This is a genomic window from Klebsiella sp. 1SOBk10mer, from assembly GCF_046602535.1.
Classification (GTDB): Bacteria; Pseudomonadota; Gammaproteobacteria; order Enterobacterales; family Enterobacteriaceae; genus Klebsiella; species Klebsiella quasipneumoniae.
Window position 1 is genome coordinate 415,994 of the sequence record NZ_JBKIUP010000003.1, and the last position, 25,900, is coordinate 441,893.

The 25,900-nt window shown below is 58.6% G+C and carries 28 protein-coding genes; 11 read left to right on the plus strand and 17 right to left on the minus strand.

What is annotated here, in order from left to right; all coding sequences use genetic code 11:
- Nucleotides 1–25 precede the first annotated feature (25 nt).
- A complete protein-coding gene (gene ompW, locus ACLH1I_RS11925; protein WP_004203849.1) occupies nt 26–664 on the minus strand; it encodes an outer membrane protein OmpW in 639 nt (212 codons plus the stop codon).
- A 269-nt stretch (nt 665–933) separates the two neighbouring features.
- Between ompW and ACLH1I_RS11930 the strand changes: the two genes are divergently transcribed.
- The 4 genes from ACLH1I_RS11930 (at nt 934) to yciA (ending at nt 3,216) form a co-directional block, all read left to right on the plus strand.
- Nucleotides 934–1,347 (plus strand): YkgJ family cysteine cluster protein, encoded by a 414-nt coding sequence (locus ACLH1I_RS11930; RefSeq protein ID WP_004203847.1) that lies wholly within the window; start codon nt 934–936, stop codon nt 1,345–1,347.
- 25 nt (nt 1,348–1,372) lie between these two features.
- Entirely contained in the window at nt 1,373–2,116 is a 744-nt protein-coding gene (locus ACLH1I_RS11935) for a YciC family protein (RefSeq protein WP_004203845.1), read from the plus strand.
- A gap of 54 nt (nt 2,117–2,170) precedes the next feature.
- Nucleotides 2,171–2,710 (plus strand): septation protein A, encoded by a 540-nt coding sequence (locus ACLH1I_RS11940; protein ID WP_004203842.1) that lies wholly within the window; start codon nt 2,171–2,173, stop codon nt 2,708–2,710.
- A 107-nt stretch (nt 2,711–2,817) separates the two neighbouring features.
- Entirely contained in the window at nt 2,818–3,216 is a 399-nt protein-coding gene (gene yciA, locus ACLH1I_RS11945; RefSeq protein WP_002901629.1) for an acyl-CoA thioester hydrolase YciA, read from the plus strand.
- 29 nt (nt 3,217–3,245) lie between these two features.
- On the opposite strand, the gene ACLH1I_RS11950 is transcribed toward yciA, so the two are convergent.
- Nucleotides 3,246–3,782, minus strand: coding sequence for a YniB family protein (locus tag ACLH1I_RS11950; protein WP_004203839.1), 537 nt, complete (start codon nt 3,780–3,782; stop codon nt 3,246–3,248).
- 188 nt (nt 3,783–3,970) lie between these two features.
- Between ACLH1I_RS11950 and hxpB the strand changes: the two genes are divergently transcribed.
- The 4 genes from hxpB to ACLH1I_RS11970 all read left to right on the plus strand — a co-directional run bounded on the left by hxpB (nt 3,971) and on the right by ACLH1I_RS11970 (nt 7,759).
- Complete coding sequence (hxpB, locus tag ACLH1I_RS11955) at nt 3,971–4,639, plus strand: hexitol phosphatase HxpB (RefSeq protein ID WP_004203838.1); 669 nt, start codon at nt 3,971–3,973, stop codon at nt 4,637–4,639.
- A 149-nt stretch (nt 4,640–4,788) separates the two neighbouring features.
- A complete protein-coding gene (kduD, locus tag ACLH1I_RS11960) occupies nt 4,789–5,550 on the plus strand; it encodes a 2-dehydro-3-deoxy-D-gluconate 5-dehydrogenase KduD (protein ID WP_032455866.1) in 762 nt (253 codons plus the stop codon).
- A 91-nt stretch (nt 5,551–5,641) separates the two neighbouring features.
- Entirely contained in the window at nt 5,642–6,232 is a 591-nt protein-coding gene (locus tag ACLH1I_RS11965) for a metal-dependent hydrolase (protein WP_032455865.1), read from the plus strand.
- Between the two features lie 135 nt (nt 6,233–6,367).
- Entirely contained in the window at nt 6,368–7,759 is a 1,392-nt protein-coding gene (locus ACLH1I_RS11970) for an L-cystine transporter (RefSeq protein ID WP_198079777.1), read from the plus strand.
- A 57-nt stretch (nt 7,760–7,816) separates the two neighbouring features.
- Here the strand turns inward: ACLH1I_RS11970 and cedA are convergent, their stop codons facing one another.
- On the minus strand, nt 7,817–8,071 hold the full coding sequence (gene cedA / locus ACLH1I_RS11975; RefSeq protein ID WP_008807754.1) for a cell division activator CedA: 255 nt from the start codon (nt 8,069–8,071) through the stop codon (nt 7,817–7,819).
- Nucleotides 8,072–8,261: 190 nt separating this feature from the next.
- On the opposite strand from cedA, the gene katE reads away from it, so the two are divergent.
- The gene (gene katE / locus ACLH1I_RS11980; protein WP_053810532.1) at nt 8,262–10,520 is read left to right on the plus strand and encodes a catalase HPII; all 2,259 of its coding nucleotides are present in this window, start codon (nt 8,262–8,264) and stop codon (nt 10,518–10,520) included.
- A 55-nt stretch (nt 10,521–10,575) separates the two neighbouring features.
- Here katE and chbG read toward each other — a convergent pair whose 3' ends face one another.
- From chbG to osmE, 8 genes are all read right to left on the minus strand, one after another.
- Complete coding sequence (gene chbG / locus ACLH1I_RS11985; RefSeq protein ID WP_043521254.1) at nt 10,576–11,334, minus strand: chitin disaccharide deacetylase; 759 nt, start codon at nt 11,332–11,334, stop codon at nt 10,576–10,578.
- 12 nt (nt 11,335–11,346) lie between these two features.
- Complete coding sequence (locus ACLH1I_RS11990; RefSeq protein ID WP_043521257.1) at nt 11,347–12,693, minus strand: 6-phospho-beta-glucosidase; 1,347 nt, start codon at nt 12,691–12,693, stop codon at nt 11,347–11,349.
- A gap of 110 nt (nt 12,694–12,803) precedes the next feature.
- Nucleotides 12,804–13,628: a transcriptional regulator ChbR gene (gene chbR / locus ACLH1I_RS11995; RefSeq protein WP_004203825.1), complete on the minus strand. Its 825-nt coding sequence runs from the start codon at nt 13,626–13,628 to the stop codon at nt 12,804–12,806.
- A 27-nt stretch (nt 13,629–13,655) separates the two neighbouring features.
- Nucleotides 13,656–14,003: a PTS N,N'-diacetylchitobiose transporter subunit IIA gene (gene chbA / locus ACLH1I_RS12000; RefSeq protein ID WP_004203824.1), complete on the minus strand. Its 348-nt coding sequence runs from the start codon at nt 14,001–14,003 to the stop codon at nt 13,656–13,658.
- 53 nt (nt 14,004–14,056) lie between these two features.
- Entirely contained in the window at nt 14,057–15,415 is a 1,359-nt protein-coding gene (chbC, locus tag ACLH1I_RS12005) for a PTS N,N'-diacetylchitobiose transporter subunit IIC (protein ID WP_004203823.1), read from the minus strand.
- Nucleotides 15,416–15,426: 11 nt separating this feature from the next.
- The gene (locus tag ACLH1I_RS12010) at nt 15,427–15,543 is read right to left on the minus strand and encodes a hypothetical protein (RefSeq protein ID WP_032425961.1); all 117 of its coding nucleotides are present in this window, start codon (nt 15,541–15,543) and stop codon (nt 15,427–15,429) included.
- Nucleotides 15,544–15,562: 19 nt separating this feature from the next.
- Nucleotides 15,563–15,883, minus strand: a complete 321-nt coding sequence (gene chbB, locus ACLH1I_RS12015; RefSeq protein WP_002901547.1) for a PTS N,N'-diacetylchitobiose transporter subunit IIB — start codon at nt 15,881–15,883, stop codon at nt 15,563–15,565.
- A 278-nt stretch (nt 15,884–16,161) separates the two neighbouring features.
- Nucleotides 16,162–16,500 (minus strand): osmotically-inducible lipoprotein OsmE, encoded by a 339-nt coding sequence (gene osmE / locus ACLH1I_RS12020; protein WP_049116281.1) that lies wholly within the window; start codon nt 16,498–16,500, stop codon nt 16,162–16,164.
- Nucleotides 16,501–16,782: 282 nt separating this feature from the next.
- Between osmE and nadE the strand changes: the two genes are divergently transcribed.
- Nucleotides 16,783–17,610 carry an ammonia-dependent NAD(+) synthetase gene (nadE, locus tag ACLH1I_RS12025; RefSeq protein ID WP_004203821.1) on the plus strand — a complete coding sequence of 276 codons (828 nt, stop codon included), beginning with the start codon at nt 16,783–16,785 and terminating at the stop codon, nt 17,608–17,610.
- A gap of 99 nt (nt 17,611–17,709) precedes the next feature.
- The gene (gene cho / locus ACLH1I_RS12030; RefSeq protein WP_043521266.1) at nt 17,710–18,573 is read left to right on the plus strand and encodes an excinuclease Cho; all 864 of its coding nucleotides are present in this window, start codon (nt 17,710–17,712) and stop codon (nt 18,571–18,573) included.
- Nucleotides 18,574–18,660: 87 nt separating this feature from the next.
- On the opposite strand, the gene spy is transcribed toward cho, so the two are convergent.
- The 6 genes from spy to ACLH1I_RS12060 all read right to left on the minus strand — a co-directional run bounded on the left by spy (nt 18,661) and on the right by ACLH1I_RS12060 (nt 25,513).
- On the minus strand, nt 18,661–19,146 hold the full coding sequence (gene spy / locus ACLH1I_RS12035; RefSeq protein WP_072500732.1) for an ATP-independent periplasmic protein-refolding chaperone Spy: 486 nt from the start codon (nt 19,144–19,146) through the stop codon (nt 18,661–18,663).
- 343 nt (nt 19,147–19,489) lie between these two features.
- The gene (gene astE / locus ACLH1I_RS12040) at nt 19,490–20,455 is read right to left on the minus strand and encodes a succinylglutamate desuccinylase (protein WP_109882992.1); all 966 of its coding nucleotides are present in this window, start codon (nt 20,453–20,455) and stop codon (nt 19,490–19,492) included.
- A gap of 9 nt (nt 20,456–20,464) precedes the next feature.
- Nucleotides 20,465–21,790 (minus strand): N-succinylarginine dihydrolase, encoded by a 1,326-nt coding sequence (gene astB / locus ACLH1I_RS12045; RefSeq protein ID WP_049116283.1) that lies wholly within the window; start codon nt 21,788–21,790, stop codon nt 20,465–20,467.
- A complete protein-coding gene (astD, locus tag ACLH1I_RS12050) occupies nt 21,787–23,265 on the minus strand; it encodes a succinylglutamate-semialdehyde dehydrogenase (RefSeq protein WP_017898661.1) in 1,479 nt (492 codons plus the stop codon). The genes astB and astD overlap by 4 nt, the downstream gene beginning before the upstream one ends.
- Nucleotides 23,262–24,296: an arginine N-succinyltransferase gene (gene astA, locus ACLH1I_RS12055; protein ID WP_004203813.1), complete on the minus strand. Its 1,035-nt coding sequence runs from the start codon at nt 24,294–24,296 to the stop codon at nt 23,262–23,264. Before astA ends, astD begins: the two co-directional genes overlap by 4 nt.
- Entirely contained in the window at nt 24,293–25,513 is a 1,221-nt protein-coding gene (locus ACLH1I_RS12060; protein WP_126494430.1) for an aspartate aminotransferase family protein, read from the minus strand. Before ACLH1I_RS12060 ends, astA begins: the two co-directional genes overlap by 4 nt.
- Between the last annotated feature and the right edge of the window lie 387 nt (nt 25,514–25,900).

Here is a 25,900-nt window from a genome sequence, read left to right on the forward strand (position 1 = left end):
TCCGCTGGCCAGTTTGCAGCAGGCGTTAGAACCGATAGCCTGCGGAGAACATAAACACCCACGGATCCAGGCGGGTGCTGACTTTCTGGTCCACGCCGCCGGCTTTGAATTTCACATCGGTATCGATATCCATGTACCACACCGACATATTCAGCAGCCAGTCACGGTTAATCAGGTAATCGAGGCCGACCTGTCCTGCCGCGCCCCAGGAGTCCTTCAGGCTCAGATCGGAAAGCCCGGCCGCCTTGCCGGTATCGTTAAAGTCTTCATTAAAGAAGGTGGTGTAGTTAATCCCCGCCCCCACGTACGGACGCACCTTGCTTTGCGCATCGCCAAAGTACCACTGCGCCATCAGGGTGGGTGGCAACTGATGGACGGTAGCGATGGTGCCGGTTGGCCCGGTACCAACCTTATGGCGGAACGGCGTAGCCGCCAGCAGTTCCACACCGATGTTATCGGTCGCCATATAGGTAAAGGTTAAACCCAGCTGAGTATTGTTACTGACGTTGAAACTGCCCAGACTGCCCAGCACATTGTCAGAGCCTTCCGTCGGTCGGACGGTGGCGGTCCCGGCACGAATGAAAAATTCACCCGCTTCATGCGCCCAGACGCTGCCGGTAGTAAGAGTGCTTAGAATCAATGCCGCCGCTGCTAACTTCTTCATATCCACTTCCTCATTATGGTTTTTCAGCGCGGCCAAATATACCTATAACGAGTTACGTTTGATCTGTTTTAGATCACACTAAAACCTTAGATTTAACATTTATTGATCCAGATTAATTTTTGATACCGATCGCAATACGCTAAATCCTTCGCACATCAATTTTCACTTTTCGCAAAAAAAATTATTTCTGCCCCTCTTGCCGCCGCTGAGGCGGCTGGATAAGTTAACTGCCGACAATCTGTGTTGATGCGTTTTTTTCAGGTGTAATTATGAGTGAAATCAACCCGTGCATGACGTGCGGTGCCTGTTGTGCGTATTTTCGAGTCTCTTTCTACTGGGCGGAAGCCGACGACGCGGGCGGCCTGGTGCCCGCCGCGCTGACCGAGCCGCTGACCCCCTTCCTGCGCTGTATGAGCGGCACTAATCAACGTCAGAGCCGCTGTGCGGCGCTATCGGGCGAGATCGGCGACGCCGTCCACTGCACTATCTATGAAAACCGTCCTTCGCCATGTCGCGAATTCGCCATGTCCGGGGAAAACGGCGAGGAAAACGACGCCTGCAACCGGGCGCGAGCGCGCTATGGGCTGCCGCCATTGCGGCCTCTTTACAAAGATATACCTGCCCTGACCGGCGCAGAGAGTGCTACGACGGAAGGATTTGCGGTACAATCGCCGGCTAGTTAACACCTGCGACACTCAAGGAGAATGCATGTCTATCACGGCGAAGTCCGTCTACCGTGACACCGGGAATTTTTTTCGTAATCAGTTCATTACCATTTTGCTGATTGCGCTGTTGTGCGCGTTCATTACGGTAGTACTTGGCCATGCCTTTTCACCCAGCGACGAGCAGCTGTCGATACTCAGCGAAGGCGACAACCTCGCCGGTAGCGCAGGCCTGTTCGAACTGGTGCAGAATATGACGCCGGAGCAGCAGCAGGTTCTGCTGCGCGCCTCGGCGGCATCAACCTTCTCGGGTCTGGTGGGCAATGCGATCCTTGCCGGCGGCGTCCTGCTGCTCATCCAGCTGGTCTCTGCCGGTCATCGTGTCAGCGCCCTGCGCGCCATCGGCGCCTCGGCGCCGGTGCTGCCAAAGCTGCTGCTGCTGATCCTCTTCACCACTTTCCTGGTGCAGATGGGGATGATGTTAGTGCTGGTGCCCGGCGTCCTGTTGGCCATTGTGCTGGCCTTTGCGCCGATCATGCTGGTGCAGGACAAAATGGGCATCCTCGGCGCCATGCGCAGCAGCATGCGCCTGGCGTGGGCCAATCTGCGGCTGGTGGCGCCGGCCATTATCGGTTGGCTGGTGGCGAAAACTCTGCTGTTACTGTTTGCTTCCAGCTTTGCCGCCCTGACGCCAAACGTCGGCGCGGTGGTGATTAATACCCTCAGCAACCTGATTTCCGCCCTGTTGCTGATCTATTTATTCCGCGTGTATATGCTTATCCGTAGCTAATTTTAACCTGGACCGGGGAATTTCCCGGTCCGTCCTGACAGACGGGATCGATGTATGAAGCAGTTTCTGGATTTTTTACCGCTGGTGGTCTTCTTCGCCTTCTACAAGCTTTACGATATCTACGCCGCCACCACGGCGCTGATTGTGGCGACCGCCATCGTGCTGATCTACAGCTGGGTGCGCTACCGTAAAATCGAAAAAATGGCGCTGATCACCTTCGTGCTGGTGGCCGTCTTCGGTGGATTAACCCTCTTCTTCCACAATGATGAGTTCATTAAATGGAAGGTGACGGTGATCTATGCGCTGTTCGCCGGCGCGCTGCTCTTCAGCCAGTGGGTGATGAAAAAGCCGCTTATCCAGCGCATGCTGGGTAAAGAGCTGACCCTGCCGCAGCAGGTCTGGTCGCGCCTTAACCTGGCCTGGGCGGCGTTTTTTATCCTCTGCGGGCTGGCTAATATCTATATCGCCTTCTGGTTGCCGCAGAATATCTGGGTTAACTTTAAGGTCTTCGGTTTAACTGCCCTCACGCTGGTCTTTACCTTGCTGAGCGGGATCTACATCTACCGTCATATGCCGCAGGACGACCACCACTAATTCCCCGGCAGCCTGCGCCCGCCTCCGCGGGCGCTATCCCCTATTCTCTCTCCGCCGTTTTCATAGTAGCATCCCGCTGATCGTCTTTGACCACAACAGAGTAGAGCATGACAACAACAGATCTCGCCCCGAAGGGCGAAATGGTTTTACGCACCCTGGCAATGCCGGCGGATACTAATGCCAACGGGGATATTTTTGGCGGCTGGCTGATGTCGCAGATGGATATCGGCGGCGCCATTATGGCCAAAGAGATCGCCCAGGGTCGCGTGGTGACCGTGCGCGTGGATGGGATGACCTTTTTACGCCCGGTGGCCGTCGGCGACGTGGTGTGCTGCTATGCCCGCTGCGTGAAGCGCGGCAATACCTCGGTCACCATTAACATCGAAGTGTGGGTGAAAAAAGTCTCGTCAGAACCAATTGGCCAGCGCTACAAGGCGACGGAAGCGCTGTTTATCTACGTTGCCGTCGATAATCAGGGTAAACCACGCCCTCTGCCGGCGGAATAAGATGGCGCCCGGCTAACCGGGCACCTGGCTTAGAGAAAGCCCAGCAGCGAGAAGAAGAAGTAGCCGATAACAATCACCATCACCGGCAGCACGTACAGCGGGAAATACTGCACCAGGATCGTATGTCGCGGCACCACAATGCGTTCGGCGAGCTGCTCGCGAGTTAACCCTTCCGCGCCTTTCGCCTGCTCGAGGATCAGCTGATCCTCAATCCCCTCGCGGAGAAATTTCGCCTGCCGCGCCATCCGCGCGCCGGAGGCCTGCAGCGCCATGCCGACGAACACCAGAATGAAGATAATCCAGAAGCCGATGTTCAGGCTATGGTGAAAATCCGGCAGCGGTGAGTTGTACCAGAAAAAGTTCAGGAACGGCGTGTTAAAGCGCATCATCTCAATCATGACGTGCGCAAAATCCATCATTACCGCGTCAATGCCGGGTTTCTTTTCACTGTGCTCATACATAAATTTGAGGACAGAAATCAGCGTCGACAGCACGGCGGGAATAAAGATGACCCATCCCAAAATACGTTTGATGACCGCAATGCGTCCAGCTTGTTGGTACGTCATGAGTTCCCCTTGTTAAAGACGCGTTAGTGGTTCGCCTGCCGCCCGTTGCGTGGCGCAGGCGCCCCTCGCTTACCCGAATGTGTCGGGTATAAGTCTATCTTCCACGGCGAATTTCGCCCAATAACGCGCGGTATGATATACCATGAATGCCGATTCGTTTATCTGATTACGCAACAGGAGAAGGACATATGTCAGCGAAGCGCCGCATTGAGGCTGCGATTTTTGATATGGACGGGTTGCTGATTGACTCTGAGCCGCTTTGGGATCAGGCGGAGGTCGAGGTCATGGAGAGCCTGGGGGTGGATACCCGCCGCCGCGATGAACTGCCCGACCTGCTGGGTCTGCGAATCGACCTGGTGGTGGATCTGTGGTACGCGCACCAGCCGTGGCGCGGCGTTGACCGCGCAGAAGCTACCGCGCGCATTATCCGTCGCGCCATCGAACTGGTGGAAGCCTCACGTCCGCTGCTGCCGGGGGTGCGCGAGGCGGTGGCCCTGTGCAAAGCCCAGGGGTTGAAGGTAGGGCTGGCCTCAGCCTCGCCGCTGGTGATGCTGGAGAAAGTGCTCAATATGTTCGAGCTGCGCGACCAGTTTGATGCCCTCGCCTCGGCGGAGCATCTGCCCTGGAGCAAACCGCACCCGCAGGTGTATCTCAACTGCGCCGCCGCCCTCGGGGTCGACCCACAGCGCTGTGTCGCGCTGGAGGACTCGGTCAACGGCATGATCGCCAGCAAAGCTGCGCGCATGCGCGCTATCGTCGTGCCGGAAGCAGAGAACAGCCGCGACCCGCGCTTCGTGCTGGCGGACGTCAAGCTGCCGTCACTGCAGGCCCTGACCGTCGAGGCGCTGCTCGGGTAAGACCGCTGGCGGGTGACGCGATCGCCGCCACCCGCCAGCAAAGAAAATCAAAACATCGTTTCATTTTAATTGTAATTTTGTTTTCCTACCTCTATGCTGGGTACAGGTGGCGTTATCGTACGCCTGAAGATCAGCACACAGAGGTGAATATGGTACTGAACGCCTTCGACCTGACGGGTAAGGTCGCCATCGTGACCGGTTGCGATACCGGCCTGGGACAGGGAATGACGCTGGGCCTGGCGCAGGCCGGATGCGATATCGTCGGCATCAACCGCAAAATTCCCCACGACACGGCCGCGCAGGTTCAGGCGCTGGGCCGCCGCTTTCATGCCATTCAGGCGGATCTCAGCCAACAGGATGATATGACCGTTTTGGTCGACCAGGCGGTGGCGGCGATGGGCCGGGTCGATATTCTGGTCAACAACGCCGGGATTATCCGCCGCCATGATGCCCTGACCTTCACGGAAAGTGACTGGGATGCGGTGATCGATCTGAATCTGAAAGCAGTTTTTTTCCTCTGCCAGGCGGTCGCCAGGCAGTTCATTCGCCAGGGTGAAGGCGGGAAAATCGTTAACATCGCCTCGATGCTCTCGTTTCAGGGCGGGATCCGCGTCCCCTCCTATACCGCCTCGAAAAGCGGCGTGCTGGGGCTGACCCGCCTGCTGGCTAACGAATGGGCTGGTCAGGGTATCAACGTCAACGCCATTGCGCCCGGGTATATGGCCACCAATAACACCCAGGCGCTGCGCGAAGATGAGGAGCGCAACCAGGCAATCCTTGAGCGTATCCCCGCCGGTCGCTGGGGTGTGCCAGATGACCTGCAGGGGCCGGTGGTGTTTCTCGCCTCGTCCGCCGCCGACTATATTCACGGCTATACCCTGGCCGTCGACGGCGGATGGCTGGCGCGCTGAGAATTTGTGACAAAGAGTTACACCGTCACCTCTTCCGTGCACTGTATAAAAACCCTATACTGTATGAATCGACAGTTTAGGGTGTGTTATCATGACGGCGGAAGGCCATCTCTTCTTTTCAATCGCCTGCGCAGTATTTGCCAAAAACGCAGAGTTAACGCCGGTGCTGGCGCAGGGCGACTGGTGGCATATTGTGCCCTCCGCGGTCTTGACCTGCCTGCTGCCGGACATCGATCACCCAAAGTCGTTTCTTGGCCAGCGGCTGAGCTGGATCTCAAAGCCCGTGGCGCGGGCCTTTGGCCACCGCGGCTTCACCCACAGCCTGCTGGCGGTGTTTGGCGCGCTGACGCTATTCTACCTCAAGGTGCCTGACAGCTGGATTGTCCCGGCGGACGCCCTCCAGGGCCTGGTGCTGGGCTATCTCAGCCACATCCTTGCCGATATGCTCACCCCAGCCGGGGTGCCGCTGCTGTGGCCCTGCCGCTGGCGCTTTCGGCTACCGATCCTTGCGCCGCGCAAAGGCAACCAGCTGGAGCGCGCCTTATGCATGGCGCTGTTCGTCTATGCCGTCTGGATGCCGCAGACGCTGGCGGACAACACCGCGATACGCTGGTCTTCCGGGGTGATTAATTCCCTGCAGATCACCTTCAATCGCTTCATAAGTCACCAGAGTGGGCGATAAACCGGCAGAAAACACCTTTTGGTTATAACCCATTCCATTTGAATATAAGTCCTTGATAACGCCTTCTGCTAACCTTGCGGTCATAAGAGCTGGTTATCCACCAGCCCAGGTTATAAAAATATCAGGAGAACGGGGATGAACTTTCCATTAATAGCGAACGTAGTCGTGTTCGCCGTATTGTCGTTTGCGCTGGGGCAAACGCGCCATAAACAGTGGAGCCTGGCCAGGAAGGTCCTGGTCGGCCTGGCGATTGGCGTGATCTTCGGTCTGGCGCTACAGCTGATCTACGGGTCTGACAGCCAGGTGCTGAAGGATTCCATCCAGTGGTTTAATATCGTCGGCAACGGTTATGTCCAGCTGCTGCAAATGATCGTTATGCCGCTGGTCTTCGCGTCAATCCTTAGCGCGGTCGCCCGCCTGCACAATGCCTCGCAGCTGGGGAAAATCAGCTTCCTGAGCATCGGGACTCTGTTGTTCACCACCCTGATCGCCGCTCTGGTTGGCGTGCTGGTGACTAACATGTTCGGCCTCACCGCCGAGGGACTGGTCCAGGGCAGCGCGGAGACCGCTCGTCTGAACGCCATTCAGAGCAACTATGTGGGTAAAGTGGCCGATCTCAGCGTCCCGCAGCTGATCCTCTCCTTTGTGCCGAAGAACCCGTTTGCTGACCTGACCGGGGCTAACCCGACCTCGATCATCAGCATCGTCATTTTCTCGGCGTTCCTCGGCGTCGCAGCCCTGAAGCTGCTGAAAGAGGATGTGGAAAAAGGCCAGCGCGTCCTGACCGCCATTGATACCCTGCAGGGCTGGGTGATGAAGCTGGTTCGTCTGGTGATGCAGCTGACCCCTTACGGCGTTCTGGCGCTGATGACCAAAGTGGTTGCCGGGTCGAATCTGCAGGATATCATCAAGCTTGGCGGCTTCGTGGTGGCCTCGTACATCGCGCTGGGCATCATGTTTATCGTCCACGGCCTGCTGCTGGCGATTAACGGCGTCAGCCCGCTGAAGTATTTCCGTAAAGTCTGGCCGGTGATCACCTTCGCCTTCACCAGCCGCTCCAGCGCCGCCTCCATTCCGCTGAACGTGGAAGCGCAGACCCGTCGTCTCGGCGTACCGGAGTCGATTGCCAGCTTCTCCGCCTCCTTTGGCGCCACCATTGGTCAGAACGGCTGCGCCGGTATCTACCCGGCCATGCTGGCGGTGATGGTCGCACCGACCGTAGGCATCAACCCGCTGGATCCGATGTGGATTGCCACCCTCGTGGGCATCGTCACCGTCAGCTCGGCGGGCGTCGCCGGAGTGGGCGGCGGGGCCACCTTCGCCGCGCTGATCGTCCTGCCGGCGATGGGCCTGCCGGTGACCCTCGTGGCGCTGCTGATCTCCGTCGAGCCGCTGATCGATATGGGACGTACCGCGCTGAACGTTAACGGCTCCATGACCGCCGGGACGCTGACCAGCCAGTGGCTGCGCCAGACCGACAAGTCGATTTTCGATAGCGAAGAAGAAGCCGAACTGGCGCATCGCTAAACGGTAAGCACAAAAAAACCGCTGATAATCAGCGGTTTTTTTATTTCTGCAGCAGACTCAGGCTTCAATCTCTCCTTCCTGACGCACCTGGTTAGCCCAGCGCTGCGCCGACTCCGGCACGCTGAACGCCGGTGAACGGCGAAAATGCTCTCCCATCAGCAGAAAGGCGACATACTTCCCGCGCAAAATCCAGACATCGCGAAAATGGTCCATTTTCACGGCATGTTCCGGGGGCGCAGGCTCCACGCGCGGCACGTAGCTAATGACAGGGCGATTTTGTTGGCGCAATGGTTTCATAACAAATGGATTCACTAAGCAAAGCGGGAAACAGAAACCTCTATCATAGCCGATCGTGGCCCCGTTCGTCGCCCCCCTGCCGCCGATGCGCATTTTAGGATAACTCCCTGCCCCCTTGCCGGGCGCAGGCAGCGTAATGTTCTATAGTTAGAAGGGTTTTGGTTTATCAACGACCACTTTTAGCAATGAAAGCAGGAGACGAGCAATGTCTGATAAGCACCCAAACCCTCACCACCAGCAGGCACCGGTCCACGGCAGCGAGGAAGCACAGCCGGGTCTCGACTCGCTGGCGCCGGATGACAGGGAGTGGCGCCCCACGCCGAAACCCACCGCCCCTGGCGCTGAACCGACCGCCCCTGGCAGCCTGAAAACGCCTGATACCCACAGCAAAAAACTCGATGCCCTGGAGCCACAGCGCAAAGGCGGAGAAGACTATCCGCTGACCACTAACCAGGGCGTGCGCATTGCCGACGATCAGAACTCGCTGCGCGCCGGTACCCGCGGCCCAACGCTGCTGGAAGATTTCATTCTGCGGGAGAAGATCACCCACTTCGACCACGAGCGAATTCCGGAGCGTATCGTTCATGCCCGCGGCTCAGCAGCCCACGGCTACTTCCAGCCCTACAAAAGCCTGACAGCCTTGACCAAAGCCGATTTTCTCTCGGCAGCCGATAAAATCACCCCGGTCTTTGTGCGCTTCTCCACCGTGCAGGGCGGCGCGGGGTCGGCGGACACCGTTCGCGATATTCGCGGCTTCGCCACCAAGTTTTACACCGACGAGGGGATTTTTGACCTCGTCGGCAACAACACCCCGGTCTTCTTTATCCAGGACGCGCTGAAGTTTCCCGACTTTGTCCACGCCGTGAAGCCTGAACCCCACTGGGCCATTCCCCAGGGACAAAGCGCTCACGATACGTTCTGGGACTATGTTTCCCTGCAGCCGGAAACGCTGCACAACGTGATGTGGGCGATGTCCGATCGCGGCATCCCGCGCAGCTATCGCACCATGGAAGGCTTTGGCATCCACACCTTCCGCCTGATCAATGCCGAGGGCAAAGCCACCTTTGTTCGCTTCCACTGGAAACCGGTCGCCGGCAAGGCGTCGCTGGTATGGGATGAAGCGCAGAAGCTGACCGGCCGTGACCCCGATTTTCATCGCCGCGATCTGTGGGAGGCCATTGAAGCCGGGGACTACCCGGAATTTGAGCTCGGCCTGCAGCTGATCCCCGAAGAGAATGAATTTGATTTTGACTTCGACCTGTTAGATCCCACCAAACTGATCCCCGAGGCGCTGGTGCCGGTGCAACGGGTCGGCAAAATGGTCCTCAACCGCAACCCGGACAACTTCTTTGCCGAAAACGAACAGGCGGCCTTCCATCCCGGGCATATCGTCCCGGGCATCGATTTCAGCAACGATCCGCTGCTGCAGGGGCGCCTCTTCTCCTACACCGATACCCAGATAAGCCGCCTCGGCGGACCGAATTTCCATGAAATCCCGATCAACCGGCCGACCTGCCCGTACCACAACTTCCAGCGCGACGGTATGCACCGGATGGAGATTGACACCAACCCGGCCAACTACGAACCCAACTCGATCAACGACAACTGGCCGCGCGAGACGCCGCCAGCCGCCAAACGCGGCGGTTTTGAGTCCCTCGCCGAGCGCGTCGACGGCGAGAAGATCCGCCAGCGCAGCCCGTCATTCGGCGAATATTACGCCCAGCCGCGTCTGTTCTGGCTGAGCCAGACGCCGATTGAGCAGCAGCATATTATCGATGGCTTCAGCTTCGAGCTTAGCAAAGTGGTCCGCACCTGGATCCGCGAGCGGGTGGTCGATCACCTGGCCCATATTGATACCCGGCTGGCGGAAGCGGTCGGGGCGAATTTAGGTATCGAACTGAGCGATGAGCAGCGCAGCCTCACTCTGCCCTCCCCGGTCAACGGCGTGGAGAAAGATCCCACCCTCAGCCTCTACGCGGATGCCGAAGGGGATGTGAAAGGTCGTGTGGTGGCGGTGCTGCTCAATGAGCGTACCTCGGCGCAGGATCTGGTCCATCTCCTGCAGGCGCTACAGGCCCGGGGCGTGCACAGTAAACTGCTCTATTCGCGGATGGGGGAAGTCGTCGCCGACGATGGCTCTCCCCTGCCGATCGCCGGCACCTTCGCCGGCTCCCCGTCGCTGACGGTGGATGCCGTGGTGGTGCCCGGCGGCGATCTCAGCGCCCTGAGCCAGAGCGGCGACGCGCGCTACTACCTGCTGGAGGCCTATAAGCATCTGAAGCCGATCCTGCTGGCAGGCGATGCGCGGCAGTTAACGTCGGTTCTGCAGGTCCCGGCCCAGGGCGAAGAGGGCGTCATCGTCACCGATGCTCTCGACACCCCGGCGGCAGATAAACTGCTCGCCCTGATGACGGCCCACCGGGTGTGGTCGAGAAGCCCGAAAATCGCCGCTATACCGGCGTAGCAAAAAGCCCGGCACGGTGTGCCGGGCTTGACTCACTTTCCTTTCCCCGTCGGGTTTACACGTCGCGGTAGGTTCCCAGGCGATAACCCCGGTCGGCCACGGCCGCTTTCAGCGAGGCGGACGTCAGCACATCAAGCTCGCCCAGCCGCGGGTAGCAGTAGGCGCTGCCCATGATGGTCTGGTCGACAAAGGCCGGATGACACATCACCTCCAGAGAGCGCTCCTCGCGGGCGATTGAGGCGTCCAGCGTCTGCAGGAACAGCGCCTCAGAGACGGCTTCCCCGTAAAACTCGCTGCTGAAGCCTGCGCTGCTGCGCGCCGCCTGCGGATCGAGACCGCTCTGCGCCGCCACCTGGCGATCAATGCGCAACGCGATGCCCTTGTCGCGGGCAAAAGCCGCGACGATGGGGTAGATCGGAGCGATCATATGCACATGGTGATGACTGTCGAGATGCGTCGGCTCATGACCGAAGAGTTCGATAAAACGACGGTACTGACACGCCAGCTCATGGGCAATCTCCTCCAGCGGCAGGTTATCTTCTTCCGCCTGCTGCCAGATCCATTTGCCCAGCCGGCCGTCGCGGGTTAACCCCGGCATGGCCGACAGCGGTTCGCCCAGCGTCAGCACAAAGTGCATCCCGACCGCCAGCTCCGGCGTACTGCGGCTCAGCTGGGCGGCGTGGTCAATAGCCGCGCCGTTGACCAGCGCCGTAGTCGATGTCACCACGCCGTTGCGGCAGGCCTCGATAATGCCGTAGTTCTGCCCTTTACTGAGGCCGAAGTCGTCAGCATTGACGATCAATACGCGTTCCATTACCCGCTCCCGTTACGCTTTCAGTTTTTCGATCGTCACCGCAAAGTTCGGCAGCCATTTTTCATGGGCCAAAATCATCTCCCGCGCCAGCTGCTCGGCGTCACGATCGGAATGGATCAGCGGGCTTAAGTTCAGCGCCAGCAGCACGTCGTTCAGCTCACCGCTGATCGCCGCCTGGCTGGCCGCCACTTCAAACCCTTTGATGGTGTAGATAAGCCCCAGCACCTTCTCGTCGAAATGGGTGATGCGCGGCGTCGGCTTCGCGCCATCGCGACCTAAGGTGCAGCTCATCTCGACCGCCCAGTCCGCCGGGATATTATCGATATGGCCATGATGTGGGATATTCACATAGTGCTCAGTCTGCTTATCGTTATAGATAGCGTTGATCACTTCGCAAGCGGCATCGGAGTAATAGGCGCCCCCGCGCTGCTCCAGCTCCTTCGGCTTGACCTTGAGATCCGGATTTTTATACAGCTCAAACAGCTGCTTCTCCACTTTCTGCACCACCTGGGCGCGCGCGCCGCCCTTATAGTACTCGCCCATCTCAATCGCCAGCATCTCTTTTGGCTTAAAGTAATAGAGCAGATAGGAGCATGGGATCAGGCGCAGGGAGCGGATCAGCCCTTCGCTGAACGGCAGGTCGAAGATATTTTTTACCGAGTTCGCGGTCAGGCGGCCGGAGGCGACGCCGTCCAGCAGTTCATCGAAGCGCGAGACGCCGTTAACCAGCACGTCGCGGACGAACACCAGGTGGTTCAGACCGAACAGGTCGATGTGCAGCTCATCGCTCGGGCTGAGCTGCAGCACGTCGGTGATGAACATCTTCATGCCGATGGGAATGTTGCACACCCCGATAAAGCGTTTGAAACTGGTGTGACGATAGACCGCCTCGGTGACCATGCCCGCCGGGTTGGTGAAGTTGATGATCCACGCGTCCGGGCAGATCTCCTGCACATCTTTCACGATGTCGAAAATCACCGGGATGGTGCGCAGCCCCTTAAACAGCCCGCCCGCCCCGTTGGTCTCCTGGCCAAGATAACCGTGGCTCAGCGGGATGCGCTCATCTTTTTCCCGCGCCTTCAGCTGGCCCACGCGCAGCTGGGTAGTGACGAAATCAGCGCCCTGCAGCGCCTCGCGGCGGTCCAGCGTTTTATAAACCTTCATCGGCACGCCGGCTTTTTCCACCATCCGCTCGCACAGCGCATGGATAATATCGAGCTTCTCCTGGCCCTCTTCCACATCCACCAGCCACAGCTCTGTCACCGGCAGTTCATGATAACGTTTCAGGAAACCTTCCAGTAATTCCGGGGTATAGCTGCTACCGCCGCCAATGGTGACGACTTTTAATTTCTGGCTCATCTTTTTCTCCCTTAGACGCTGCGTGTAGACGCAGGCCGCTCTCCGCATATATGCGGACAGTTAACTTAAATTAGTTATGGTGTAAGCCTGGCGGCTAATACCGCCTGGGCTTAATTAATACTGGTCAAATGTTTGCGATAACTACTCGGTGTAAACGAGGTCAGCTTTTTAAAGGTTTTAATAAACAGGCTCGGGCTGCTGTACCCTGATTCATAGGCAATATCCGTCACCGAATAGTTGGTAATTTCCAGCTGCTTTTTGGCAAAATTGATACGGATATCGTTAATTATCTGCATCGGCGTTTTACCATAATAGCGCTGGGTCGCCCGGGTTAAATATTCCTGCGTTTTTCCCGATAGCCGAACCATATTCTCGAGGGCGCTCTCGCCAAACTCCAATTTATCGTGCATAGCCTCAACGGTATTTTTTAACCATTGCGGGACGACGTCTGCAACCGGCTCTTCGCGATAGTGACGTAAACGGTTAATGACATAAAAGGAGACCAGCTCGATAAATTCGTCAAATTCCGTTTCGCGAAAATTGAGTGAGGCGATGACCGACTCAATGTAGCCGAGAAAAGCGCTCTGCACGGCGTAGACCTGCGACGCCACCAGGCCAAACGGCAGCAGCGGCAGATAATGTTTCTCAAAGAAGCGCCTGCTGATGCCGACGTTAAGGATGCGCGTCGCACCAAATTCATAGAAGCTCTGGTGGTGCGAACCCATCGGGATAAAGACAAAATCCCCGCGCTCCAGCAGCACCCGTTTGCCATTGATCTCCTGGTAATAGCGCCCGGTTAATACGACGGTAAATTCGTAGTAATCATGCTGGTGGAGCCCGCTCACGCTTTCCGTTTTGTTATAGATGACCACATGAAAGTTCTTCCCGTTGAACAACTGCTGTTCTCTGGCGGTACTGATCTCGGTGGTCATCATCCTGGGCTGCCTCATCGTCGCGATGGCCTATTGTACCTTCTCGTGCAGCTCAATCAATTCCGCTACCAGCTCGCGGGCCAGCATGGAGGTCATCAGGTGATCCTGAGCATGCACCAGCACCAGGCTGACCTTCATTTTCCCCTCGCCCTCGTCGCTTTCGATAAGCTGGGTCTGCACCCGATGCGCCTCGCTCAGCGCCTGACGCGACTGCTCCATCATCGTTTTCGCCGCGGCAAAATCCCCCTGCTTGGCCTGCTTCAGCGCGGCATAGGCCAGACTACGCGCTTGGCCGGAGTTGATAATCAGCCCCATCACCACCTCTTCGAGGTCGTTTTCCGGGGTCTCTACCGCGTCGATGTTGTCCAGATCAAACATAATATTTCCCTCATTTCTCAGGCGGTACGGGACGTTGCCCGTACCGCGCGGTATCAGAATTTCAGTGCGTTGGCGATGTCTTCTTCGCTCTCTTCCTGCTCGATAACGGTCTGCGCTTTATTCGACAGCACCACAAACGGCAGGTAGACCAGGGTGGAGACGCCAAGGTTGAACAGGGCGACCAGCAGAGCGGCGACACTGCCGTTACTGTTAAAGAACGCCCCCAGGCCAGTTGGCATGGTCCACGGCGCCAGGTTGGTCACCGGTGGGATAATCCCCAGGCTGTAGGCCGCGAGAGTAATGGCCGCCAGAATCGGCTGGACCAGCACGAACGGGATGAACATCACCGGGTTCATGATGATCGGCAGGCCAAAAAGAATCGGTTCGTTAATCTGGAAGATGCCTGACGGCAGCGCCAGCTTCGCGACCTGACGATGGTCAGCGCGGCGGGAAGCGATAAAGATGGCGATAATCAGACCCAGCGTCGCCCCGGAACCCCCCAGCAGGATGTAGGAGTCGAGCATCGGCTTGGCCCAGAAGTGGAACTGTTTACCCGCTTCGATCGCCGCATCAACCGATCCGTACTGGTTGTACAGGGCGATGTTTTCCAGCGCCCACGGCGTCATGATGCCGTTATCCAGCGCGGTCAGCGCCAGCGAACCGTGCACCCCGAAGAACCACAGCAGGGAGTTAAAGATGACGTATGCCCAGCCGACCACGCTGCCCATCGCCGCCAGCGGCGTGGAGATGGAGTCCATGATGATCTGGTGGAAGTTGCTGCCGTAGCTCGACAGGGCCCACGAGATAATGCCGAAGATGGAGAGGATCAAGAAGCCAGGGATCAGCGCAGAGAAAGAGCGCGATACCGATCCCGGCACGCTGTCCGGCAGTCTGATCACCCAGTTGCGACGGATCACGAAGGTGAACAGTTCCGCGACGACCAGACCGATAATCATACCGGAGATGATGTTCTGCCCGCCCAGCCAGTTGGCGCCGACGGCATAGGCTTCGCCCACGCTGTACGGGGTCACGGTCATGAAGGCCGCTACCGCCAGCAGGCCAGCGGCCATCGGGTCGACTTTGCGCTCTTCCGCCAGCGCGGAGCCGATAAAGAATGGCGCCATCAACGACATAATGCCGAGGGTGCCGTTATAGACGTTGCCGCCGATAGCCTTAAAACCGTTTAAGGTTTCAATGGTAGAGGCATCCAGGCGAATGCCCATGGAGTAAAAGAAAGAGCCTTCGCCGAAGCTCAGAAAAACGTTGTTAATTAATACAAACATGGCCCCGGCGAGGGTCAACGGCATGAGTTTAATAAATCCATTTTTAATCGCATTAATATGCGGCTGCTTTCCTATTTTCACTGCAAAAGGAAGGAGTACCTTTTCAAGCGAGTCGATCACTTTACTCATAGTCAATACCCTTAAAAGCCGCAATAAACTATTACGGCGATGATGTATGAAATTACTCTTTGACGGGAAAATAAACTCTTTATTTTTTGACGGCCGGCAACAGAATGCCGCCAGGCGTCAAAATACATCGAGTTTTAAAATTTAAAATTATTGTGCTGCAGCTTTCTTAATGGCCGCGACGGCGGCTTTCAATACCCCTAAACCATCCACCTTGCCATACAGAAGAGAATCGATGACTTCTACCGGTTTATTTGGCAGCAGGCGCTGAATTTCCGGTAACATATACGCAATTTGTGGCCCTAATAATACAACGTCGGCTTCCGGTCCCTTTTCACCCGCGAGAGTTTCAGGATAGGCTTCAATAATGACCGGGACTTCGTATTTTTCCGCCTGCGCCCGCATTTTGGAGACCAGCAGTGACGTGGACATGCCTGCCGAGCAGAACAGATAAATGTGTTTCTTTTCCATGAACGCTTCCTCAATGTGTGAGACCAGGGCCTTCAGTAACCGCTGAGAGCCGGTAAGACTGGTAACATCCGGTTAATTCTGTTTATGGGTTGAGTATACGGCAAGCTGAGCCGTCGTGATAATTCCCTGTTGAACAGAATTGTCTCTCATTGACCTCCGGTTTTGACTACCCTCACATTTTCACCCAAATAATTCGCGCAATTAAATAAGCATCAGGACTCACAAAAAAGCCCGACCAGTGGTCGGGCTTACGTACAACTCAGTCAACAGTAAGGCGCTTACTTAGCGTTGCGCGGATCCGTATCATACTCGGCGCAGGTCTGGTAGCCGGAGTTCATCACGTGCCCCGTTTCGTCGAGGGCCACAAAGTAGGTCTCCACTTTACCATCTCGTTGACCGAGGATATAGGTCTGGCAGGTGCCGCGGGCATGGACCATCGTCACTTCCGTTGAAGGTTTGCCAGCGATCTGCATCACCTGCTGACGCGACATCCCTTTCTTCACATCTTTCACCACCGGCTGGGTAAACTGGTCTTTGGTACGATCGTAAGCGGTACAGCCCGCGAGTAAGGTTAACGCGACGGTGACGCCCAGTATTCCTGCTAAGCTTTTCTTCATTTTGGTTCCTCTCTTCCACTGTGTAACGATAAGCCTGGAATAAATAGTGTTATTTTTCAAGCCGAACAGCGAAATCATGTCTGAGTGTGTTATTACGTAAACAGGATTGACGCTCCGCCGCCGACCGGCGCTTTCTCCTGCGCGGTGGCATCTATAATGAAATCCTATGTCATTGATTGCCTTCTTTTCCGGCAGTCAAAACCCCGGTCCTTGTCGTTTCAGCGGCAAAGAGGTAGCTTTAAGCCAACAGGTTGCCAAACAGATTCACTTTCGGAGGGCGCGATGACGCTACAACAAGAGATTATTCAGGCGCTGGGCGCGAAGCCGCAGATTGATGCCGCAGACGAGATCCGTCGCAGCGTCGATTTCCTGAAATCCTATCTGCAGACTTACCCTTTTATTAAATCGCTGGTGCTGGGTATCAGCGGCGGCCAGGACTCGACCCTGACGGGGAAACTGTGCCAGATGGCGATCAATGAACTGCGCGCCGAAACGGGCGACAGCAGCCTGCAGTTTATCGCCGTCCGTTTACCCTACGGCGTGCAGGCGGATGAGCAGGACTGCCAGGATGCCATCGCCTTTATTCAGCCTGACCGGGTGTTGACGGTGAATATCAAAGCCTCGGTACTGGCAAGCGAACAGGCACTGCGCGAAGCGGGGATCGAACTGAGCGACTTCGTTCGCGGCAACGAAAAAGCCCGTGAGCGCATGAAAGCCCAGTACAGCATCGCCGGGATGACCCAAGGGGTGGTAGTCGGCACCGACCATGCAGCGGAGGCGATTACCGGCTTCTTCACCAAATATGGCGACGGCGGCACCGACATCAACCCGATCTTCCGCCTGAACAAACGTCAGGGCAAACAGCTGCTGGCCCATCTCGGCTGCCCGGAACATCTGTATAAGAAGTTACCGACCGCCGATCTGGAAGACGATCGCCCCTCCCTGCCGGATGAAGTGGCGCTGGGGGTGACCTATGAGAATATCGACGATTATCTGGAAGGCAAAACGCTGGACCCCAGCATCGCCAAAACGATCGAAGGCTGGTATCTGAAAACCGAACACAAGCGTCGGCCACCGATCACCGTCTTTGACGATTTCTGGAAAAAATAGTCCCTCCCCCGCCCCGGCCCGCGCCGGGGTTGTTTTTTGCGCTTTTCGCCGCAAAAACCGCCTGCTATACTGGATAGATAGACAGTATCAGGAGTTATTGTGGCCAGAAAGCAATCTGCCCCGCGTCTGGAGTTTGAGGCGGCGGCGATCTATGAATATCCCGAACACCTTCGCCCGTGGCTGGAGGCGCTGCCGAAGCTGCCGGGCGTCTATCAGTTTCACGGCGATAGCGACACGATGCCGCTCTATATCGGCAAGAGCGTCAACCTCCGCAGCCGGGTGCTCTCCCACCTGCGCACCCCTGAAGAGGCGGCGATGCTGCGTCAGTCCCGGCGTATCACCTGGCAGCGCACCGCTGGCGAGCTGGGAGCGCTGCTGCTGGAGGCGCGGTTGATTAAAGAGCAGCAGCCGCTGTTTAACAAGCGGCTACGGCGTAACAAGCAACTCTGCGCCTGGCTGCTTGCGGACGACCGGCCGCAGATTGTCTATGCCCGCGAGGTTGATTTCTCGCACCAGCAGCATCTCTATGGTCTGTTCGCCAACCGGCGGGCGGCGCTGCAGATGCTGCAGAGCCTTGCTGACGAACAGCGCCTCTGTTACGGCCTGCTCGGTCTGGAGCCGCTCAGCCGCGGCCGCGCCTGCTTTCGATCCGCACTGGGCCGCTGCGCCGGCGCCTGCTGTGGAAAGGAGAGCGTGGAGGCGCACCGTCAGCGTCTGCTGGCGCAGATGAGCAAGCTGCAGCTGGTGTGCTGGCCGTGGGCAGGACCGGTGGCGCTGGAGGAGCGCGGCCCGGATATGACGCAGTATCATGTCATTCATAACTGGCTGTGGCTGGGAGCCGTCGACTCGCTCAATGAGGCCGCTGCGCTGACCCGCCTGCCCGCCGGATTCGACCAGGATGGTTACAAAATCCTCTGTAAGCCTCTGCTCAGCGGCAACTACCCGTTGCATCCGCTTGGCTGAAAGACCAGAAAGAAAAAACCGCCGGCCCTGCCCAACGCCTGATGGCATTATTGGGCAAGACCGGCGGTCTTGATTCAGTGCGCTACATTATTCAGCGGGTGCAGGCATTTTACCTGCCGGCGCGTTGCGTTCTGTCAGATGCTTCTCAAAATTGGCATTGAACTGTTTTTTCTGCTCCGGGGTCAGAATGTTGTAGATCTTGTTCTGCGTTTCCAGGCGGGACAGCGCCATCGCTTTATGCTGCGCTTCCATCTTATCGATCTGCGCTTCCGCTTTCGCCTTATCAAAGGTATCGCTGGCGATCAGCTCGTGCATCGCGCGGCGTTCGTCAAGGGACGGACGCTTCATGTTTTCGCGCTGGCTCTTCATGATCTCGCGGATCTGCTGCTTCTGCGCATCGGTCAGGTTCAGGCCTTTAAACATCATGTCATGCTGACCCGGGCCGCCTTTATGATGCATCATCATCGGCTTGCTGTCGCTCGGCGCGGTGGTGGAATCGGCGGCGTGTGCCAGGTTAGCCGCGCCCAGAGCCAGAGTAGAGGCAACAAACAGTGCAGTGAGTTTCTTCATCATTCAATCCTTACTTTACGTTATTCTTACGGCGCGTTGCCGTGTTGACGAGATTAACTTTACGACGTTAATCGTCAATTAGTCAGAGCAAGAGTAAAACAATGAAAGTGTAAAAAACAGTTTCTCACCAATTATGGAGAAAATAAGGAATTTGACGGAAGAATTGCAATAAAAAATAAATAACTTACTGTTTTGCAGAGCAATTATGGAGAGTATAAAGAAGAGGAGATTAAAAACAAAGCATTTTACCAGGAATAATCTGCAAATTTACACTGGCGCACGAAAAAATAAGAAGATGAATAACGACGCGCGAAATAAAGCAGGCCGCCCGGCGGACGGCTTGCCCTCAGGATAATTTTTCCAGCATCAGGCCAGCGCGCAGCCCCCTGGCCACCGCCGGATTGGGAAACAGAACATACTCCGGCTCTGCCCCCACCACATACCGCGTCTCCCCCTCCTCCGCCAGCAGCGTGCCTGGGGCGAAGGGGGTGAAGTTCAGCGTCTGTTCCGCCATATGCAAGCGGAAATCGTCGCTATGGCGGGTGATCTGCTGCACCACCCGGTAGCGCAGCGGCGTCGGGGCGTCGGCAATGGCCAGATCCCCCACCAGCAACCGGGAGATCGCCCCCTCGGCGGCGGCAAACTGCGTTAGATCGTTTTCCCCCAACGGCAGCGCTTTGCCCAGCTCAAGAGTGCAGGCCAGCGCCGCGAACCGTTCGCAGCTGAAATGGGTGAAGGTCCCGCCCGGCTGGCGATGAAACACCAGCGCCTCCAGCCCGGCGCCGCCCAACCAGTGAAGAAAATCCTCCCCCCAGGGCGTATCGCGGGCCGGGAGCACGCCGAAGCGCGGATGCAGCGACCCGCGGATCGCGGTATGCAGATCGAGGTGCCAGCGCGGACCATCATGGTCGCGATAGAAGCGGGCCACCGCCTGCTCCAGCCGCTGCGCCCGCTGCGTCTCCTCGCTGGCCGGGAACTGCCGCCAGCGCTCGCCAAACATCCGGTTCATATCGCTGTGCAGATAGCGTTTATTCGCCCGCAGCGCCGGCGGGTTACCGACGATCACCAGCAGCCGCCAGCGCAGGGGGAGAGCCTCCCGGACCAGCCGCTGCACCAGCCGGTCGACAATCTCCACCGGCGCCGTTTCGTTGCCATGGATGGCGCAGGAAAGCACCAGCCCGCGCTCGCAGCGCGCATGCGGCGTCAGCTCGAGGATCCCCTCGCCGAGCCAGTGCCAGCGGAAATGGGCCGTCTCGCCGTGAAAGTGATGGGGCAATCGCCCCGCCAGGGTTAATGCCAGAAAGTGTTCCACCGCGCCCCCTTATTGCTGAAATGGATAAACCGAACCGAGCTGCAGGATCTGGGTCAACCGATCCAGCGCATCGCGCCCTTCCCGCAGCAGCTGTGGGTCGGCGAGGTCGGCCTGGGTGAGGCGGTCGCGATAGTAGCGATCCACCCAGTCATTGAGGGTGGCAAACAGCGTATCGTTCATCAGGACGTGCGGATTGACCGCCTGATACTCCTCGGACGTCAACACCACCCGCAGGCGCAGGCACGCCGGACCGCCGCCGTTGGCCATACTCTCGCGCAGATCAAACACCTGCAGCGCGGCGATGGGGTTATCTGCGGCCAGCAGCTCATTAAGATAGTTCCACACGCCCGGATGCGCCTGGGCTTCCTGGGGCAGGATCAGCGCCATGCTGCCGTCCGCCCGGCTCAACAGCTGACTGTTGAACAGATAGGTAGCAACCGCCTCTTCCACCGTGACCCGGCTGGCGGGAACCACCAACGGGGTAAAGCCCGGCACCTGCTGCGCAAGCTGCTGCAAAACCGCGTCCTGGTCGGCAAAGGCCTGCTCATGGCAGAACAGGACCTGACGGTTGCTCACCGCGATGACGTCGTTATGAAAAACCCCCTTGTCGATCGCCTCCGGATGCTGGCGGGCGAAGATCAGCTGGCGGGGATTGACCTGATTGAGGCGCGCCACCGCCTGGCTTGCCTCAAGGGTTTGCCGCGCCGGATAGCGACGTGGCGCCTCCTCGCTTCCCCGACGGCGGCCATAGACAAATAGCTGGACGCCGGGGGCGCCATATTCGCCGCCGAGACGGTTATGGTTCGCCGCCCCTTCGTCGCCAAACCAGGCAGAGGCAGGCAGCGCCGGGTGGATGGCAAATCGCGTGCGGTCCGGGAATATCGCCTGCAGCAGCGCCCCGGTGGTGGGGGCTTCACTGGCGCGGTGGAATTTATCCTGCAGATTCGCCACCGTCAGGTGCACCAGGCCATCCAGCGAATCGGCTGAGGGACAAACCGTCGCGGCGTTCGCCACCCACATCGCCGAGGCCGAACTCACCGCCGACAACAGATCCGGATCCTGCTGGGCCGCACGGGCCACCACCTGCTCATCGCTGCCGCTAAAGCCCAGCTGACGCAGGAGCGACACGTTGGGTCGTTCCTGAGGGGGGATCACCGCCTGCGGATAGCCGGCGTCGGCAAGGGCTTTCATTTTTTTCAGCCCCTGCTTCGCCGCCAGCTGCGGGTTCGACACCCGATAGCGGTGCCGGGTGGAGGCCTCATTGCCAAAGGAGAGCCCTGCGTAGTGATGGGTCAGTCCGGGCAGACCATCAAAGTTGACTTCGCGGGCGGTCATAACGCCTCCCCGGCCCGGAAGTCGAGCCCCGGATTGAGACTGGCGGGCAGCGTCAGGGTCGGCGATTCGAGACTGGCCATCGGCCAGGCGCAATAATCTGCGGCATACCAGGCCCCGGGGCGATGATTGCCTGAGGCTCCGGTGCCGCCGAACGGCGCGGTACTCGCCGCCCCGGTCAGGGGTTTGTTCCAGTTGACTATCCCGGCCCGTGCCTCAAGCAGCAGCCGATCGAACTTCTCTCGTTCCGGGGAGATTAACCCGCAGGAGAGGCCGAAGCGGGTGGCGTTGGCCAGGGCAATCGCCTCTTCGAAAGTATCGTAGCGCCAGACCCCAAGCAGCGGGCCGAACACCTCTTCATCCTCGACCTGGGCCATGTCGCTCATGTTGACAATCCCCGGCGTCAGCAGCGACGTCCCGGCCTGCAATAACCGCGGCTCCAGCAGGGTGACCGCGCCAGCAGCGACCCGCTGCAGCCAGGCCTGATGCACTTTCTGCGCGGCCTGTTCAGAGATAAGCCCGCCGAGAAACGGCTGCGGCTCAGCGTCCCACGCCGCGGGGATCAGCCGTTGGCTGACCGTCACCAGCCTGGAGAGGAAGGCATCCCCCGCCTCTCCGCGCCGGACCAGCAGACGTCGGGCGCAGGTGCAGCGCTGGCCGGCGGTAATAAAGGCGGACTGGATGGTCAGATGCACCGCGGCATCGACGTCCCGTGGGTCGTCAACGATCAGCGGATTATTGCCGCCCATCTCCAGCGCGAGGATCTTTTGCGGCTGCCCGGCCAGCTGGCGATGCAGATGAAAACCGGTGGTCGAGCTGCCGGTAAACAGCAGCCCATCGATGTCCGCCTGGCCGCTGAGCGCCTCGCCGGTTTCCCGACCGCCCTGCAGCAGGTTGAGCACGCCGGCGGGCAGGCCAGCTTGCTCCCACAGCTTCACCACCGCTTCGCCGCTGTGCGGGGTTAATTCGCTGGGTTTAAATACCACAGTATTGCCCGCCAGCAACGCCGGCACGATATGCCCGTTCGGCAGATGGCCGGGAAAGTTATAGGGACCAAAGACCGCCAGCACGCCATGCGGCCGGTGACGCAGCGTCGCGGCGCCATCGGGCAGATCGCTGTGCTGTTCACCAGTGCGGGTGTGATACGCCTTCACCGAGATCGCCACCTTGTTGATCATCGCCGTCACTTCCCCGGCCGCCTCCCAGCGCGGCTTTCCGGTCTCGGCGCCGATAATCGCCGTCAGCTCCGCCTTGCTGGCCTCCAGCAGGCTGGCAAACTTTTCGACGATGGCCTGGCGGTCGGCAAACGGCAGCCGCGCCCAGGCCGGGAACGCCTGGCGGGCAGCCGCGACCGCCTCGGCAACCTGCCCGGCATCCGCCGCCTCGCCCTGCCAGACAATCTTCAGGTTGACCGGATCCTGTTTGCTGAAGCGCGGCCCATCGCCGGGCCGCCATTCGCCGTTAATCCACAGACTCATGCGGTTTTCTCCTCAGGGATCAAGCGCACCATGCGCACCTGGTCGCCAGCATGACACTTCAGCATATCCAGCTCGCGGGCGCTGAGGGTCAGGGTGTCGCCATCCGGGTCGGCACGCACCAGCAGGGCGCGGAACTGGTGATACTGTTCGTTCGCCACGAGGCACAACGGCCAGTCGCCGGGTGGCGTTTCGCCGGCCTCGGTGGTCACCAGACGGCTTTTGCGGATCGCCCGCACCCGGTCGATATCGCACTCCAGGGTCGGGCCACCGTCGAAAATATCGATGTAGTTCAGGTAGCGGAATCCCTCTTTCTCCAGCACCGTCCGGGCCGGGGCGGTCTGCGGATGGACCTTGCCGATCACCGCCTGCGCCTCGGGGGTGAGGAAATCGATATACAGCGGATGCTTGGGCATCAGGGCGGCAATGAAAGCCTTTTGTCCGGTGCCGCACAGGTAGTCGGCGCGGGAAAACTCCATGGCGAAAAAGCGTTTGCCCAGGCTCTCCCAGAACGGGGAATAGCCGTGCTCGTCAATCACCCCGCGCATCTCGGCGACCACCTTCTCATTGAAGCGCTCGCGAAAAGCGGCCATAAATAAGAAGCGCGATTTCGACAGCAGATAGCCATTGCCCTCTTTGCGCCACTGCGGGTCGAGGAACAGGGTGCACAGCTCACTGCTGCCGGTGTGGTCGTTGCTGAGAAACAGCGTCGGCAGCGCCTGGTAGACGTTAAGCTCCTTCGAGGCATGGACCTGAGTGCCGACCCGGTAGTTGTACCAGGGATCGTTGAGGCCCACCGCCACCTCTATCGCGCAGATGCCCACCACCGTGCCGCTCTCGCTCTCCTCCAGCACAAAGACATAACCTTGCTCGCTTTTCGGCAGCTCGCCGCGCCAGGTTTGCTGCGAGCGGGCGATCCGCGCCGCGAGGGTCGCTTCATCCACCGGCAGCGAGGTCAGCCCGCCGCCGGTCTCCGCTGCCAGCTTCAGCAGCCCGGGCAGATCGCCCGACTCCACTGGTCGAATAACCATCATGATGAGACTCCCGCCAGGAAACGCGCGCAGGCCCGCTCGACGCGATCCAGACCGCTGTTCACCTCTTCTTCACTGACGTTCAGCGCCGGAGCGAAACGCACCACGTTGGCGCCGGCGATCAAGATCATCACCCCCTCTTCCGCCGCCAGGTTGCTGAGGGCTTTCGCCTTCCCGGCCCAGGCGTCGTTCAGCACGCAGCCGAGCAACAGCCCCAGGCCGCGGATCTCCTTGAACAGGCCATAGCGGGCGTTGATCGCCAGCAGACGTTCGCAAAACCACTGATGGCGCTGTCTGACGCCGGAGAGCACTTCCGGGGTGTTGACGATCGACAGCAGCTCGCCGGCCACCGCCCCCGCCAGCGGGTTGCCGCCGTAGGTGGTGCCGTGGGTGCCGACGGTCATCACGCTGGCGCAGGCCTCTGTGGCCAGCAGCGCGCCGATGGGGAAGCCGCCGCCCAGCGCTTTGGCGGTAGTCAGCACATCGGGCGTCACGCCGTAGTGCATATAGGCGTACAGCTCGCCGGTGCGTCCGACCCCAGTCTGCACTTCATCGAAAATCAGCAGGGCGTTGTGCTGGTCGCAAAGCTGACGCAGGCCGCGTAAAAACTCGACGCTGGCCGGCACCACGCCCCCTTCACCCTGCACCGGCTCGACGATCACCGCGCAGGTTTGGTCATTGATTAAGGCCTTTGCCGACTCGAGATCGTTAAACACCGCATGCTGGATCTGCGGCGGCAGCGGAGCAAAATCCCGGGAGTAGGCCGGCTGACCGCCCGCCGAAACGGTGAACAGCGTCCGCCCGTGGAAAGCGTTCTGGAAGGCGACGATGCCGCTTTTCTCGCTGCCAAAGCGATCGTGGGCATATTTACGCGCCAGCTTGAGCGCCGCCTCATTAGCCTCGGCCCCGGAGTTACAGAAGAAGACCCGATCGGCGAAAGTGGCATCAATAAGCATTTTGGCCAGCCGCAGGATCGGCTCATTCGTATAGCCGTTGCCGGTATGCCAGAACTTGCCCGCCTGCTCGGTGAGGGCCTGCACCAGACGCGGATGCGCATGCCCCAGCGCGTTCACGGCGATACCGCCGGCAAAATCGATATACTCTTTGCCCTGCTGATCCCACAGCCGCGACCCGGCGCCCCGCACCGGAATAAACGCCGCTGGCGCGTAGACCGGCATCATCCATTCATCAAAGTGGTTACGCGTAATTGACTGAGACATATCGACCTCTTCCGGTAAATTAAAAGTAGCAATAATGTTAATAAATATGAGTTATTACGCTGTAAATGTAGATTGCACGGTTCGTGCCAGCCAGCGATAAAAATGCATAAACCGGATGAGATAACGCAATATCAACGAGTTACAACCTAACGCTATTCATATAAAATGCATATTTAGTGAATAACTATCCGATAAAGGGGGATGAACAGTGATTAAAGAAGATAAGTTATGCAACGGTAAGATATAATTCTGTAATTGTGATCTTCTGCGAAATTTATCGTAGATATTTGCCCTTTTTTGGCGCGGCGTGCCCGCAAAAGGGGCACCCACGGCACGATCATGCGCAGCGATTGGCAGAATGACGCATCGGATGGCAGCCAGCCTGGC